Source organism: Streptomyces sp. NPDC088747, assembly GCF_044751025.1.
GTDB lineage: Bacteria > Actinomycetota > Actinomycetes > Streptomycetales > Streptomycetaceae > Streptomyces.
The window spans coordinates 642,257-657,342 of the sequence record NZ_JBIVKZ010000003.1 but is presented as its reverse complement, the minus strand read 5'-3'; the positions used below and the strand labels follow the sequence as shown (position 1 = coordinate 657,342).

The following is a 15,086-nucleotide window of genomic DNA, read 5'->3' as shown; positions in this document are numbered from 1 at the left end:
GGGCGAGTTCCCCTTCTCCCCTTGGAACCGGCGCGTGGCTGGGCGCGACCGGGCCCGCCGATGATGACCTATGAGCGAGCTGTCGTCACGCGTTGCGAGCGGAGGAGGGAGTGAGTCGATCGGCCGTGAACGGCGTACTGATGGTTGGGTTCACGACTCCCGAGTGGCTCGCGGCGGCGTGGTCCTGGGCGCGAATCGCCGTCAAACATCTCCAAATACCCGGACCATAAAGGCATTTCGCGTGGGAAATCTGCAGAAAGCTTGGCACGCCGCAGAGCAGTGGAAGATCCAATTACGTCGGGTTGGCGCATCGGCGAGGCTACTGACCGCTACAGGTCGTTACGTACCGTGTTGATGATCACATCCACACAGGTTGTCTAGCGGAACTTCACAGGAGCCCCACACAATCTCCGTGATCTGAAACGCAATCACGCGTGGTCCGAACCTGGTCCCGCCTCAAGTGGTCCGGGGGGACTTCGCCGTGTTCGGTCGAAACTCGCATGTCCGTCGGCACCGTCTGCGCCGACTGCGCACGGCCATCGTGCCCGCCGTCGGGGCAGCCCTGCTGGTGGCCCTCCTGCCCAGCCAGTCCCTGGCGTTGCCACCTGATCCCGCGGCCGCCGAGACGGGCCGTGAGACGCTCGACCTGGAAACACTCGAGCAGGACGAAGTGGTGTCGGGGGAGGTCTTCCGACCGGACCTGGAGACCCTCAAGGCCAAGGTCCCGGCGGACCAGCAACAGGCTCCGGCCGGCACGGCGACGGCGCTGCCCGCCGACACCGGGTCAGTCAGTTTCGAGTCGACCGCGGCCGTGACAGGCACAGGTACGACCGCTCGACAAGCCGCACTGAAGCCGGTCGTCGGCCTGCCCGTAAGCCTGGGGCAGGCCCCCGCACAGTCCGCGCCCACGGGGACCTGGCAGGTCGAGGTCTTCGGCCGCACGGCGCCGGTGTCGCAGGGCGTCGACGGCGCAGTCGTGGCCGTCAAGGCCCCCGCGAGCGGATCCGTCCCGATCTCGGTCAAGCTCGACTATGCCCAGTTCAAGAACCTCTACGGCGCCGACTGGGCCTCCCGTCTGCGTTTCGTCCAGTTCCCCGAGTGCTACCTGACCACGCCGGACGACGAAGCGTGCCAGACGTACGAGGAACTGGAGACGGCGAACGATACGAAGACCCAGTCCATCACGGCCACTGTCGACACGGCGGCCGACGGAACCGTCACCCCGGCATCGGCCACAGCGACGGACTCCGGCGGCCCGTCCATCGCCCAGGCGTCCTTTGGAAGTTCGGTGACGCCGGTCGCCGCCACCGGTGACACCGCGGTCCTCGGTGCCGTCGACTCCGGTGGTGGTGGAGGAGGTTCGTTCAAGGCGACGCCCCTGGCCTCCAGTGGCAAGTGGGAAGCAGGGGGCTCCTCGGGCGCGTTCACCTGGTCGTACCCACTGGCGATTCCGGCCTCTCCCGCGGGACCGGCACCCGGCATCTCCCTCAACTACAGCTCTCAGACGGTGGACGGCCGTACGGCGGTCTCCTCTCCCCAGGCGTCCTGGATCGGTGAGGGCTGGGACTACGACCCCGGTCACATCGAGCGCCGCTACCGCTCCTGCCAGGACGACCGAAAGACGCTGAACTCCGGCACCCCCAACAACACGGCCACGAAGGACAAGACGTCCGACCTGTGCTGGGTGTCGTACAACGCGGTGATGTCCCTGCTGGGGAAGACCACGGAGCTGGTCCGGGACGCGCCCGCCGGCAGCGACCCGGAGACCGACACCGAGATCTACCGCCCGCAACAGGACGACGGCACCCGCGTCGAGCGGCGGACCGGCGGCACCAACGGGGACAACAACGGCGAGTACTGGATCGTCACCACCACGGACGGGACGCAGTACTACTACGGCCTCAACCAGGTCGGCGGAGGCCACGCGAACACCAACTCCGTCTCTACCGTTCCCGTCTTCGGCAACCACCCCGAGGAGCCGTGCCATGCCACGGCCTTCGCCAACTCCCGTTGTGACGCGGGTAAGAAGCAGGCCTGGCGCTGGGGCCTCGACAAGGTCGTCGACGTGCACGGCAACACCCTGGTCGTCAACTGGACGCAGGAGACGAACTACTACGCGGTGAAGAAGAAGTTCAAAGCACCCGAGCAGTACGACCGTTACGCGTACCCGACGAAGATCGAGTACGGCATGCGTGCGGATCTCACGAAGCCTTCCGCGACGGTCGAGTTCGGTACCAAGCAGCGCTGCCTCAAGTCGGAGGCCGTCTGCGCCGCGGACAACTTCGCCAAGACCGATGACCCGGGCGCGTACCGGCCCTGGTGGGACACCCCTGGCAACCTCAACTGCAAGTCCACGTCGAAGATGTGTCCCGGCTTCCCCTCCTTCTGGACGCAGATGCGGCTGGACACGGTGACGACGAAGGCGGCCCGAGCGGGCCAGACCGGCCTCGGCAAGGTGGACACCTATTCCCTCCACCAGTCCTTCCCGGAGGACTGGTACGACACGTCCCCCGGGCTCTGGCTGAACTCGATCACCCGCCGCGGCTTCGCCCCGGGCGACACCACCGGCACCCTCCAGTCGGAGAACGGCGTCAGCTTCGGCCAGTACACGGTCGGCGGGAACGCGGCATCCCCTCTGCACGGCCGCCTGAAGGATCGTCAGCTCCCGAATCTGGTTTCGAGCGGCACCAACGACCAGCGCCCCGGTTTCACCCGACCCCGTATCGGCACGGTCGCCACAGAATCCGGCGGCGACATCGAGGTGGAGTACAAGGGTGGCTGCGCCGCCGAACCGGCGGAGGACAAGGGCAGGAACAACGGGACCTGCTACCCGGTCCGCTGGTCGCCGGACGGTGACGAGAAGACACCCGCGAAATCCTGGTTCAACAAATACGTGGTCCACTCCGTGACGGAGAGGGACAAGGTCACGTCTCGCGGAAAGTCGGTCTTCACCAAGTACGCCTATTCGGCTCCGGCCTGGTCCAGGAACGACGACGAGTTCACCCGCCCGGCCCTGCGGACGTACAGCGACTGGCGCGGATACCGCCAGGTCGTGGTCATCAAGGGAAGCAATTCGAGCTCCGGGATGGGGGATCCGCAATCCCAGTCGTACGGGATGACGAGGTACTTCCAGGGCGTCGGCGGTGAGGTCAAGGACTCCACGGGCACGTACACGCTCCTCGCGGACGACGCACGGCAGTACGCGGGTGTCACGGCGGAGAGCATCACGTACCTGAACTCCGACAAGCGGGTGCAGAAGCAGACGCTGAACTTCCCGTGGTCGAAGGAGACCGCGTCCCGTACGCGGGAGGCAGAGACCGGCGTGGACATGGATCCGCTGCTGGCCCACCGCAGCGGTATCAGGCGCACGGACGCGAGACAGACGGTCGGGAACAACGCGCAGCCGACCGCCACGGACTGGCAGGCAGTCCGGACGCTGACTTCGGTCGATGACACGTACGGCCTGCCGATCCAGGTGGAGACGGCCGTGGTCAAGCCGAACGGGACCACCGAGACCCTCTCCAACCAGACCTGCACCAAGACGTCCTACGTCCACAACACGGCGGCATGGCTGATCGGGAAGGTCAAGGAGCAGCGGACCACGGCCACTTCGTGCGCCGGCTACGACGCGGCGGATCCGGCGACCAGGCTCGTCAGCGCTACGCAGTACAGCTACGACGGTCTGACTTACGGCGGGACTCCGACGAAGGGTCTGGCCACCTCCATGGCCGGGGTGGACGGAGCCGGAACCTCGTACTCGGCCGTCACGAAGACCACGTACGACCCGCTCGGACGCGTCCGCACCGTCGTGAAGCCGGGCGGGCAGAAGGCGGAGACGAGGTACACCCCCGCGGACGCGGGTGGGCCCGTCACCGAGGTGACCACGCTCAACGCCAAGGAACACGCGGTCACCACGACCTTCGACCCGGGCCGGAGCCTGCCACTGACGGTCACCGACGCCAACAGCCGCGTCACGCGCACCGAGTACGACGCCTTGGGGCGGCTCGTGAAGGGCTGGTCCGCCTCACGGTCCTCCGGCAATCAGTCGCCTGATGTGAAGGTCGAGTACCAGCCGGCGATCGCCACGTCCCAGACGACCCGTCCCGCCGCGGTCACCACCAGCACGCTGAAGGACGACGGCGCCTACAGCCGCCAAGTGACGATCTACGACGGTCTGATGCGTCAGGTCCAAACCCAGTCCGAGGCTCACGGCCCGGGCCGGATCATCACCGACACGACGTACGACGACCACGGTCTGGTCGACCAGCAGACCAGTGCCTACCTCGCCAAGGGCGAGCCGGCCGCGGAACTCTTCGCGCCCAAGTCCACATTCCTGATCCCCAGTTCGGAAAAGACGCGCTACGACGGACTGGAGCGTCCGGTCCGTCGGTCGACCTACTACGACGGCGACTACGCGCACGCGACGTACACGTACTACAACGACACCAGCACGTACGTGGACCCGGCGGGTTCGACCGTCCCGCGGACCCGGACCTTCACCGACGCTCTGGGCCGCGTCACCTCGATCCGCCACTACAAGGACGCGGCGACTACTGCCGACGGACGCGTCACCACCTACGAGTACGACGCCCGCGGCAACCGATCCAAGGTCATGGATCCGGCGGGCAACGTCTGGGCGTACGAGTACGACGCCCGCGGTCGAGTGACGTCCACGACCGACCCGGACGTCGGCAGGACGAACACCTGGTACGACACAGCCGACCGGCCGAACAAGGTGACGGACGCGAAGTCGCGGACGACGTACACGGATTACGACGAACTCAACCGGGTCACGTTCGTCCGTGAGGGCTCCGCCACCGCCGCCCCGGTCAAGTCGTTCACCTATGACAGCCTGCCCGGAGCGATCGGTCAGCCGGTTGCCTCGACCCGCCACACCTCGGGCGGCGACTACATCAGCCGTGTCACGGGTTACGACACCGATTACCAGCCCACCGGAACCGAGACGGTGATCCCGTCCAACACGTCGACCACGGGGCTGGCCGGCACGTACGCCTACGCGTACACCTACACCCCGACCGGGAAGACCCTGTCGGTCACTCTGCCCGCCGTGGGCGGGCTGGCGCGGGAGAAGGTCGTCACCCGCTACAACAGCGACGGCCTCACCGAGTCGACCTCCGGCCAGTCCTGGTACACGTCCGACGCGACCTACTCCCCGTACGGCGAACCCCTGAGGACGGTCTCCGGCGCGCAGCCCAGTCGGGTGTGGACGACGAACTTCGTCGACCCGCACACCGGCCGCCTCCAGCGGACGGTCACCGACCGCGAAACCGCCGACCCGCACCGCATCACGGACAGCTACTACTCGTACGACGTCTCCGGTCTGATCACCTCCAACGCGCGGCAGTTGGGCGAGACGTCAGGCCAGACATGGGACAACCAGTGCTTCACGTACGACGTGATGGGCGAGCTGGTGAACGCTTGGACGTCGAAGGTCACACCTGACGGAAAGGGCACCGGCTGCAAGTCCTCGGGCGGAGCCACCTGGGGCCCTCGCACCGACTACGCGGCCTCGTCCGGTCCGGTGGCGGACGCTCCGGATGCCTCGACCGACGTCCTGAGCCCGGACGCGTCTCTGACATCCACCCTGGCCGCAACCGCCCCGGACGCGGCCACGGTCGCCACCGGTGCCACGGCCTACCGCCAGTCGTTCACCTTCGACTGGCTCGGCAACCGCGCCGCTATGACGGAGCACGATCCGGCGGACGCGACGAAGAACACCGGCTTCACGTACAACTACGGCCCCACCCAGCCGCACACCGTGAACTGGATCAGCTCCACCCCCACCGGCAAGGGCAGCAGCTACACGTACGACGCGGTGGGCAACACCGAGACCCGCGACCTCGCTGCGACCACGCAGAACCTGACCTGGACCTCCGAGAACAAGCTCGAGACGATCACGGACGACGGCCAGAAGACGACGTACGTCTACGACGCCGCAGGCAACCGCATCGTCGAGAACTCCCCGTCGGGCTCGACGCTCTACCTGGGCGAGACCGAGGTGACGACGGACTCCTCGGGTGCGATCACTCAAGCGTCCCGCGCCTACAGCCAGCCCGGTGCTCCCACGGTGGTCCGCACGACGAGCAACGGCTCGACAACAGGCCACAAGCTCAGCGTCCTGCTCGCCGACCACCTCGGCACGGCGAACACGTCCGTGGAGCAGTCGACCGGTCAACCGGTCACCCGCCGCGCCTTCAAGCCGTACGGCGAGGTCCGTGGCACCAAGCCGACCGTATGGCCCAACAAGCGCAGCTATCTGGGCGTCGGCATTGACGACGCGGCCACCGGGCTGACGCACATCGGAGCACGCGAGTACGACCAGAGCACGGGGCGGTTCCTGTCGGCGGATCCGATTATCGATATCGCGGATCCGCTTCAGATAAACGGGTACAGCTACGCGAAGAACAGCCCGATCAGCACCAGTGATCCCGATGGCCTCAGGCCGATCAGCGACTGCGAAAGAGGCTGCTCTACCGGTGACGGCGATACCTACCGGGACTGGTTGAGCCCCAGCGCGGACGGTGGCTGGTCCTACAACTACGAAAACGCTCATTACGTCTACGACGTAGAAGGTGACCTGCACAGTGTCATCAGAACGGGCAATCGCCGGCCGACTCTCGGTACGAAGACAGTGCTCAAAGAGTACAAATTGGGCCCTCAGAAGATGGTTTTCAAGGCCCTTGCCACGCTCTTTCTGCCTGACCCCACGGATTGGCAGAAATGCCTGTCGGGTGATGGAGTAGCCAGCTGTGTCATCGCAGGCACTGATCTTCCCTTCGCCAAAGCTTTGAAGCTGGTCCCCGACTCCGTGGTCAAGAAGGGTGTGGAAGCCGCCGAGGAATGGCTGGCGAAGCTGATAAAGGGGTGTAAGTGCTTCCTCGCCGGCACCGATGTCCTGATGGCGCACGGAGAGACCAAGGACATCGAGGACGTCAAGGTCGGAGACGAGGTGATCGCCACCGATCCCGAAACAGGTGAGACCGGGACCCGAAAGGTCACACGTCTCATCAGGACTGCGGGCGACAAGTACTTCAACGAGCTCTCCATCGCCACGGAAGACGGCATAGAGCAGCTCACGGCGACACACGAACATCCTTTCTGGTCTCCCTCGGAACGCGACTGGGTGCCGGCCGGCCAACTCAAGCCAGGCATGACCCTGCGCACGGACGAAGGCGACACGGTTGTTGTCACCGGCAACCGCCCCTTCATAAAGCGGGCGGTTACGTACAACCTCACGGTCGACGAACTGCACACGTACTATGTGCTGGCTGGACACACGCCGGTACTCGTTCACAACAGCGGACCGTGGTGCGGGGTCGGCTCCGCAGAAGCTCAGGAAATCATCCAGAATGCCAAGGGGTATGGGTCCGGGCTCAAGCAGGATGCTGGGCACAGGGCGGCAGATTTCGTTGTCGGTGATATCGCAACTAAGGGTGTAACCACTCGACTTGTTGGTGGAGATGGAGTGGAGCGCTTGTTGGTGCAGATGCCGGGAGAGATGAACGGAAAGGCTGGACGCTTTGAGTGGCTAGTTGAGCGCGGCGGGAGCGGAAACCTGATCACTCATCAAAGATTTGTAAACGGAGGATCGATGAACGGAATCCCAAACAAACCATGAACGCGATGGCTAAGTTCAAGATCCCCGGTAGCTTTGTTGTGGATCGAGTGGATCTGACGACCAGGGAAGTCGCTTACGGGAAGCGTTGGGGGTGGTTGGATGATTCCGCCATCGTGCAGATCTACATGCGCAAAATGCAGGTCGGCCGCCCGCTGCTTGACGTAGAGGAAAGGTGGGCGCTCGCACTCTCGGAGGAGATCCGGTCCGGGGATCTTCCGGACCTATCGTCTGAGGACTTGGGTGACTCCCGCGAGCTGTCCGCCGTGTGGATCTATCTATCGCTGGCCTGGCTCCATCAAAATGGCCTGAGCGAGCAGCAATTGTTCAACGTTATCGAGGAGTTGTATTCGGACTTTGAGTATCCTGAGGAGATGGAGGGCTTCGTGAAATATATGCCTCCCCCTCCTGGGGGTAAGGGAGGAATTTCCGGAATGGCCGAAAGGCTAGAGGCGTTCCTGAGGTACTCGGAGGATCTGTATCGGCAACGGTGAGTGCGGGCACCGGCGGAGATGGGTGCATCCCCGCCGCGCGACACCGCCGTGCGAGGTGGAGCCTCATGGCCCGATTTCGCAACCCATGCGCTAGATAGCAATAGCAAACTTGAAGCCCCGTCAGGTGCGTCCTGGCGGGGCTTCTGCGGTGGGTGACGGCAGTAGTTGACGGCAACGTCAGTGGACGGTGGCTCCGCACAGCGGCGGGTCGTCGCCGTCGTCGCGGGTCGACTCGTCGTCGGCAGGGCCGTCAAGGGCGGTGCTGAGGGTGTCGATGGTGTCGCGCTGGAGGCGGAGTCGGACGTGGGCGTAGACGGTGGCGGTGACGCCGATGTGGGCGTGGCCGAGGAGTTCCTTGATGACGACGAGTTCGACGCCCTGTTCCAGGAGCAGGGTGGCGGTGGAGTGTCGGAGGTCGTGGAAGCGGATGCGGCGGAGGCCGGCGCGGCGGAGGAGCGTGGTGAAGGCGCGGGTGAGGTTGGTCGGGTCGATCGCTCTTCCCTGCGGCGTGGTGAATACGTACCCGCTGTGCTGCCACTCGGCGCCTGCCGTGTCACGGTCGCGCTGCTGCTCTTCGTGGTGGCGCTTCAGTGACTGGAGGCAGCGGGCGGGGAGGGCGATGCGGCGCTCGGAGGCCCGAGTCTTTGTGGGCAAAGCGGTGAGGCCGCCTGTGCTGGTGCGCTGCAATGTTCGGCGGATGGCAGCGGTGCCCCGGTCGCGGTTGAGGTCTTCCCAGCGGAGACCGAGGAGTTCGCCCTTGCGGAGCCCGGTGTGGAGGGCCAGTTTGAACAGGGCGTGCAGCCGGTGTTCGTTCGTGGCGGCGAGGAACTGGCGGGCCTCGTCGGAGGTGAGGGGTTCGAAGCGTCGGGGACGGGGTGTGCCGGTGCGGACGTTGCGGGCGACGTTGCGTGGGATCTCCTCCTCGCGGACGGCGTGCTCCAGGGCGGACTTGAGTACGGAGTGGATGTACGTCAGCGTCAGCGGGGAGAGCCGCTTGGAGCAGCACGATCCGATGGCACAGCAACGGGGCTCGTCACGGCCCGCGTCGAGGCCGCGTGTGCAGCACTGGCATGTGGTGCGGAGCTGGTTGAGCCAGGTGCGGACGTCCTTGGCGGTGAGCTTGGCGAGCTTCTTCTTGCCCAGGCCGGGGGCGAGGTACCGGTTGACGCAGGCGGTGTAGCGGGTGTGGGTGTTCTCGCGGAGTTGGTGGACAGCGACAGCGTCGAGCCAATACGTCAGGTACGCGGCCAGGCTGCCCTGCGCGGAGGGCGCGGGGAGGCCGCGGTTGCTGGCGGCGATCTTCTCGGTGAGCTTGGCCAGGGCGTCTTTGCGGGTGGTGCCGTAGACGCGGATGCGCTTGCGGGTGTTGCCGGGGTCGAGGACGCATCCGGCGGCTTCCCAGCGGCTGTCCTTGCGCTGCTAGACGGTTTCGTCGTCGCGGCTGCAGCGGGAGAAGGGGTGCGGCCGGGGGAGGGGACCCGTTGCCGACTCAGGCCATGCGCAGACCGAGGTTGCTCAGCAGATCGCCGCCCTCCGTGGCCGCGTCGAGGCCCTGGAGGCGGGCAGCGGCGGGCGGGGACCACTGACCCACTGTTCCGGGACGCTGGCCAGGGCTGTCGGATCCCAGCTGATGCCTGACGTTCCGGTCCCCGGGTGATGCTTGACGGCGGGCCTAGACAACATAGGGAGCCCCGTGGGGCTTGTCCGCCTTCACGTTACGGACCAGGACGTCGGTCGTGCGCCGGATCACCCGGACCTGGCCGTCCAGGTCGACGGTGATCGTGGAGCCCGACCCGGTCGGGGGGTAGGCCGAAGCGGTGGGTCAGGATGGTGGGCCGTCCGCCCGTCCCACTCGCGTAATCGGGGAGTCGACTTCACTCCCCGCCCCCCGCTCCTGCAATATGACCGACAGTCCTGTTCGCCCATTCGGCCTACAGGCCCGTCCAGCGGACCTCGCGTGGAGAGCAGGAGCGAACACCTTGACCGACCAGCCGCAGCCACCTCACCAGCCGCCCCACCAGCCCTCGGACCAGCCGCCGCCCGGCTACGGCTACCCGAGCCCCGGGTCCGTGCCGCCGCCGCCCGGGGGTCCCGGCCCGTACGGGGGCGGACCGGCCGGCGCCTATCCGCCGCCCGGGGACTACCCCCCGCCGGGGGACTACCAGCAGGCGGGCGCGTACCAGCAGCCCGGTCAGTACGGCTACCCGCAGCAGGGTTACCCGCAGCAGGGCTACCCGGCGGGCACCGTGCCGCCCGGCATGTACACCGGCGACCCCAACGCCCCGTACGGGTACGACCCATACGGCCGCCCGTACTCCGACAAGTCGAAGATCGTCGCGGGAATCCTCCAGCTCACGCTCGGAAGCCTCGGCATCGGGCGCTTCTACATAGGCAGCGTCGGCATCGGGATCGCCCAGCTCTTCACCTGCGGCGGCCTCGGCATCTGGGCGCTGGTCGACGGGATCCTGCTGCTGACCGGCAACACCACCACCGACTCCCAGGGGCGGGTCCTGCGTGGCTGAGACGGGGCCCGGCACAGGGACCCTCCTGCGGCACCCGGCGACCGCGCCCCTCGCGGTGTTCGTCGCCGGGGTCGCGGGCGCCGGCTACCTCTACGGCACCGACCCGCACGAGCCGGGGCACCTGCTGCCCCAGTGCCCCTTCCGCTACGTCACCGGGCTGCTCTGCCCGGCCTGCGGCGGCACCCGCATGGTGTACGACCTGATGCACGGCCAGTTCGCGGCGGCCTGGCACGACAACCGGATGCTCCTGCTGGCCTCCCCGTTCGCGCTGGCGCTGTTGGGGCGCTGGTTCCTGGAAGGGGTGCGGGGCCGTCGCTGGCGGCCGACGCTGAGCTCCCGGGGTCAACTGCTGGTACTGGTGGTGGCCGTGGCGTGGACCGTGGTCCGTAACGTCGTATGACGCCCTGGGGGCCGCCGCGTTGGAGGCGAGAGACGCGAGACGCGAGCCCCGGGTCACGAGCCCCGGGCCCCGAACCCCGACCGGTCCGACCCCCGGGTTCACGGTGCCACGCCGGTAATTTGGTCAGAATTTGATCACGGATCTGGAACAATCGACGTCGATCTGACGTTCTAACCCCCACGCTCCCCTCCGGTCTCTCTATGCTTCCGACGTCACAGGGGGGATGGCGTAGCACGTCGTACGTCATCGAAGTTCGCGCTTCTTGCCATGGGTTCCCTCCTGGATTCCCGGAGCACTCCGCTTCGGTCTCTCATCGGTCATTCCAGGAGCAACTCTCATGTCTGTCCCCACCCCTGACGCCCCGTACGGCGTCGACCACCAGGGCCGCCCGCTGTCGGACAAGTCCAAGATCACCGCGGGCCTCCTCCAGCTCTTCCTGGGTGGCTTCGGTATCGGCCGTTTCTACGTCGGTTCCACCGGCGTTGCCATCGCCCAGCTCTTCACCTGCGGTGGCCTCGGCGTATGGGCCCTGATCGACGCGATCCTGTTCTTCACGAGCAACGACCGCACGGACAAGCAGGGTCGCGTCCTGCGCGGCTGACATCGGCCGAACGTACGACGAGAGCCCTGTCTCCACGATGAGAGGCAGGGCTCCGTGCGTCTGGCCCCCGGGGGTCCAAGCCGCCGCCCGGACGACGTTCTTCTTCCTGGGACGCTCAATCGCCCTTGGGCTGCCCGGCCTTGAGGATCTCCGCCACGTCGAGCGTGATCTTGGCGCCGATGGAGTCGGGAAGGGTGACGAGTTCGCCGGGCGCATGGATGCGGTGGGTCTCGTACTCATCCCCGGTGGGGTCGGTCAGAACGTGAAGGCGTTGGTGTTTGCGGTCGACGATCACGTAGACCGGGATCTTTGCCTGGGCGTAAGCGGTGACCTTGGTGCGGAGATCGGCTTTCCAGTTGCTGGAGGTGACCTCCAGGACGAGGCGGAAGACCACGGGGTCGTAGGAGTTGTTCTCGACGAGGTGCTCTTCGATGTCGGATTCGACGATGCAGAGATCTGGGATCGCGTAGTCCTCAAGGCCATCCGGCAACCAGACGCCGATGGCTTGGTGCACCTCGGTCTCATCCTCGTCGAGACCAGCGGCCTCGAAGGGGCGAGTCACCTTCTTCAGCGCCCTCGCGTGAGCGACGTCGGGGGATGGCGTCACGAGGATCTGGCCGTCGATGATCTCGACCCGGCGGCCCGGAAGGCGATCGATGATGTGATGCGCCTCCGCGATCAGCGGCCGGTCGCCGCACGGCTGTTCGGCGGGTGCTGCGGACATCACGTGCCCTTCCAGGTGGGCTGTTGTCGAGAGCATCATCGTCGGCCGGGCAGTCCTCGCAAGTCCCGAGCGAGCGGTATCACCCGATCGTGGTCGGGGGATGCGCGAGGGCCCCCTTCTCCAGGAGGAGGGGGCCCTCGGCGACGTACGGAGGTACGGGGGAGATCAGAACCGCCGAGTGATCAGCGCCCGCTTCACTTCCTGGATCGCCTTCGTGACCTCGATGCCGCGAGGGCAGGCGTCCGTGCAGTTGAACGTGGTGCGGCAGCGCCACACGCCGTCCTTGTCGTTGAGGATCTCCAGGCGCTGCTCGCCCGCCTCGTCACGCGAGTCGAAGATGAAGCGGTGGGCGTTGACGATGGCGGCCGGGCCGAAGTACTGGCCGTCGTTCCAGAACACCGGGCACGAGGACGTGCAGGCGGCGCAGAGGATGCACTTCGTCGTGTCGTCGAAGCGCTCGCGGTCCTCCGCCGACTGGAGCCGCTCGCGGGTCGGCTCGTTGGTGTCCTTCGTGATGAGGAAGGGCATCACGTCGCGGTACGCCTGGAAGAACGGATCCATGTCGACGATCAGGTCCTTGAGGACCGTCAGACCCTTGATGGGCTCGACAGTGATCGGCTTCTCGGGGTTGATGTCCTTGATCAGCGTCTTGCAGGCAAGGCGGTTCTTGCCGTTGATCCGCATGGCGTCCGAGCCGCAGATGCCGTGCGCGCAGGAGCGGCGGAACGTGAGCGTTCCGTCCTGGTCCCACTTGATCTTGTGGAGGGCGTCGAGGACACGCTCCTTCGGGTCGATCTCCAGCTGGAAGTCTTCCCAGACCGCCTCGGCCGAGACCTCGGAGTTGAAGCGGCGGATGCGGAACGTGGCGGTGATGTACGGGGTGTCGGCGAAGCCGGCCTCCGGCGCGCCGGCGCTGTCCGCCTTGTCCAGGGTGGGAGTAGCCATCAGTACTTACGCTCCATCGGCTGGTAGCGGGTCTGGACGACCGGCTTGTAGTCGAGACGGATCGACTCGGTGCCGTCGTCGCCGACCTCGCGGTACGCCATGGTGTGGCGCATGAAGTTGACGTCGTCGCGGTTGGGGTAGTCCTCGCGGTAGTGACCGCCGCGGGACTCCTTGCGCGCCAGGGCGGAGACCGCCATCACCTCGGCCAGGTCGAGCAGGTTGCCCAGCTCGATGGCCTCCAGGAGGTCCGTGTTGAAGCGGCGGCCCTTGTCCTGGATCGAGACGTTCAGGTAGCGCTCGCGCAGCTCCGCGATCTTCTCGACCGCCGTCTTGATCGTCTGCTCGGTGCGGAACACCATCACGTTGGCGTCCATGCACTCCTGGAGCTCGTTGCGCAGGACCGCGACCCGCTCGGTGCCGGTGGAGTCGCGCAGGCGCTCGACCTGCGAGACGACCAGGGAGGCCGGGTTCTCGGGCAGCTCGACGTAGTCGGCCTTCGCCGAGTACTCCGCCGCGGCGATGCCCGCGCGCTTACCGAACACGTTGATGTCCAGGAGCGAGTTGGTGCCGAGGCGGTTGGCGCCGTGGACCGACACACACGCGACCTCGCCGGCCGCGTACAGGCCGGGAACCACCGTGGTGTTGTCGCGCAGTACCTCGCCCTGGACGTTCGTCGGGATGCCGCCCATCGCGTAGTGCGCGGTGGGCTGGATCGGGATCGGGTCCGTGTACGGCTCGATGCCGAGGTAGGTGCGCGCGAACTCGGTGATGTCCGGGAGCTTGGCGTCGAGCTGCTCCGGGGGGAGGTGCGTCAGGTCCAGATAGACGTGGTCGCCCGCGGGACCGCAGCCGCGGCCCTCCCGGATCTCCGTGTAGATGGAGCGCGAGACTACGTCACGGGACGCGAGGTCCTTCATGACCGGCGCGTACTTCTCCATGAAGCGCTCGCCGTCCTTGTTGCGGAGGATGCCGCCCTCACCACGGGCGCCCTCCGTCAGCAGGATGCCCATGCGCCAGATGCCGGTCGGGTGGAACTGGAAGAACTCCATGTCCTCCAGCGGCAGCCCGCGACGGTAGACCGCGGCCTGGCCGTCACCGGTCAGCGTGTGCGCGTTCGACGTCACCTTGAAGAACTTGCCGGTGCCGCCGGACGCGTAGATCACGGACTTCGCCTGGAAGACGTGGATTTCGCCGGTCGCGAGCTCGTAGGCGACGACGCCCGCCGAGCGCTTGACCCCGTCGATCTCGACGATCAGCTGGTCGAGGACGTAGAACTCGTTGAAGAACTCCACGCCCTCCTTGACGCAGTTCTGGTACAGCGTCTGGAGGATCATGTGGCCGGTGCGGTCCGCGGCGTAGCAGGACCGGCGGACCGGGGCCTCGCCGTGGTTGCGGGAGTGACCGCCGAAGCGGCGCTGGTCGATCGTCCCGTCGGGCGTCCGGTTGAAGGGCAGGCCCATCTTCTCCAGGTCGAGGACCGAGTCGATGGCCTCCTTCGCCAGGATCTCGGCGGCGTCCTGGTCGACCAGGTAGTCACCGCCCTTGACGGTGTCGAAGGTGTGCCACTCCCAGTTGTCCTCCTCCACGTTGGCGAGCGCGGCGGCCATGCCGCCCTGCGCGGCGCCCGTGTGGGAGCGGGTGGGGTAGAGCTTCGTCAGCACGGCGGTGCGGCTGCGCTTCGTCGCCTCGATGGCGGCGCGCATGCCGGCGCCGCCGGCGCCGACGATGACGGTGTCGTACTTGTGGATCTTCATGGTTGGTTGC

Annotated in this window: 8 protein-coding genes and 1 pseudogene; 5 read left to right on the top strand and 4 right to left on the bottom strand. The window is 66.6% G+C overall.

The annotated features are described in order from the left end of the window. Window positions 1-481: 481 nt before the first annotated feature. Window positions 482-7,639 carry a polymorphic toxin-type HINT domain-containing protein gene (locus ACIP79_RS11280; protein WP_401222021.1) on the top strand — a complete coding sequence of 2,386 codons (7,158 nt, stop codon included), beginning with the start codon at window positions 482-484 and terminating at the stop codon, window positions 7,637-7,639. Window positions 7,640-7,644: 5 nt separating this feature from the next. Continuing rightward, window positions 7,645-8,130, top strand: coding sequence for a DUF2247 family protein (locus tag ACIP79_RS11275; protein ID WP_401222019.1), 486 nt, complete (start codon window positions 7,645-7,647; stop codon window positions 8,128-8,130). Window positions 8,131-8,307: 177 nt separating this feature from the next. On the opposite strand, the pseudogene ACIP79_RS11270 reads toward ACIP79_RS11275, so the two are convergent. Then, a pseudogene (locus ACIP79_RS11270) lies at window positions 8,308-9,549 on the bottom strand (tyrosine-type recombinase/integrase); the annotation flags it as partial. Window positions 9,550-10,109: 560 nt separating this feature from the next. Here ACIP79_RS11270 and ACIP79_RS11265 point away from each other — a divergent pair. The 3 genes from ACIP79_RS11265 (at window position 10,110) to ACIP79_RS11255 (ending at window position 11,653) form a co-directional block, all read left to right on the top strand. Next, window positions 10,110-10,652, top strand: a complete 543-nt coding sequence (locus ACIP79_RS11265) for a TM2 domain-containing protein (protein ID WP_401222017.1) — start codon at window positions 10,110-10,112, stop codon at window positions 10,650-10,652. After that, a complete protein-coding gene (locus ACIP79_RS11260) occupies window positions 10,645-11,052 on the top strand; it encodes a DUF2752 domain-containing protein (protein ID WP_401222015.1) in 408 nt (135 codons plus the stop codon). The genes ACIP79_RS11265 and ACIP79_RS11260 overlap by 8 nt, the downstream gene beginning before the upstream one ends. A 337-nt stretch (window positions 11,053-11,389) precedes the next feature. Further along, the gene (locus tag ACIP79_RS11255) at window positions 11,390-11,653 is read left to right on the top strand and encodes a TM2 domain-containing protein (RefSeq protein ID WP_399213778.1); all 264 of its coding nucleotides are present in this window, start codon (window positions 11,390-11,392) and stop codon (window positions 11,651-11,653) included. A 115-nt stretch (window positions 11,654-11,768) separates the two neighbouring features. Here ACIP79_RS11255 and ACIP79_RS11250 read toward each other — a convergent pair whose 3' ends face one another. The 3 genes from ACIP79_RS11250 to sdhA all read right to left on the bottom strand — a co-directional run bounded on the left by ACIP79_RS11250 (window position 11,769) and on the right by sdhA (window position 15,076). Continuing rightward, window positions 11,769-12,377 carry a Uma2 family endonuclease gene (locus ACIP79_RS11250; protein WP_401222129.1) on the bottom strand — a complete coding sequence of 203 codons (609 nt, stop codon included), beginning with the start codon at window positions 12,375-12,377 and terminating at the stop codon, window positions 11,769-11,771. Between the two features lie 165 nt (window positions 12,378-12,542). Beyond that, a complete protein-coding gene (locus tag ACIP79_RS11245) occupies window positions 12,543-13,322 on the bottom strand; it encodes a succinate dehydrogenase iron-sulfur subunit (RefSeq protein ID WP_383680468.1) in 780 nt (259 codons plus the stop codon). Beyond that, complete coding sequence (gene sdhA, locus ACIP79_RS11240) at window positions 13,322-15,076, bottom strand: succinate dehydrogenase flavoprotein subunit (RefSeq protein WP_401222013.1); 1,755 nt, start codon at window positions 15,074-15,076, stop codon at window positions 13,322-13,324. The genes ACIP79_RS11245 and sdhA overlap by 1 nt, the downstream gene beginning before the upstream one ends. Between the last annotated feature and the right edge of the window lie 10 nt (window positions 15,077-15,086).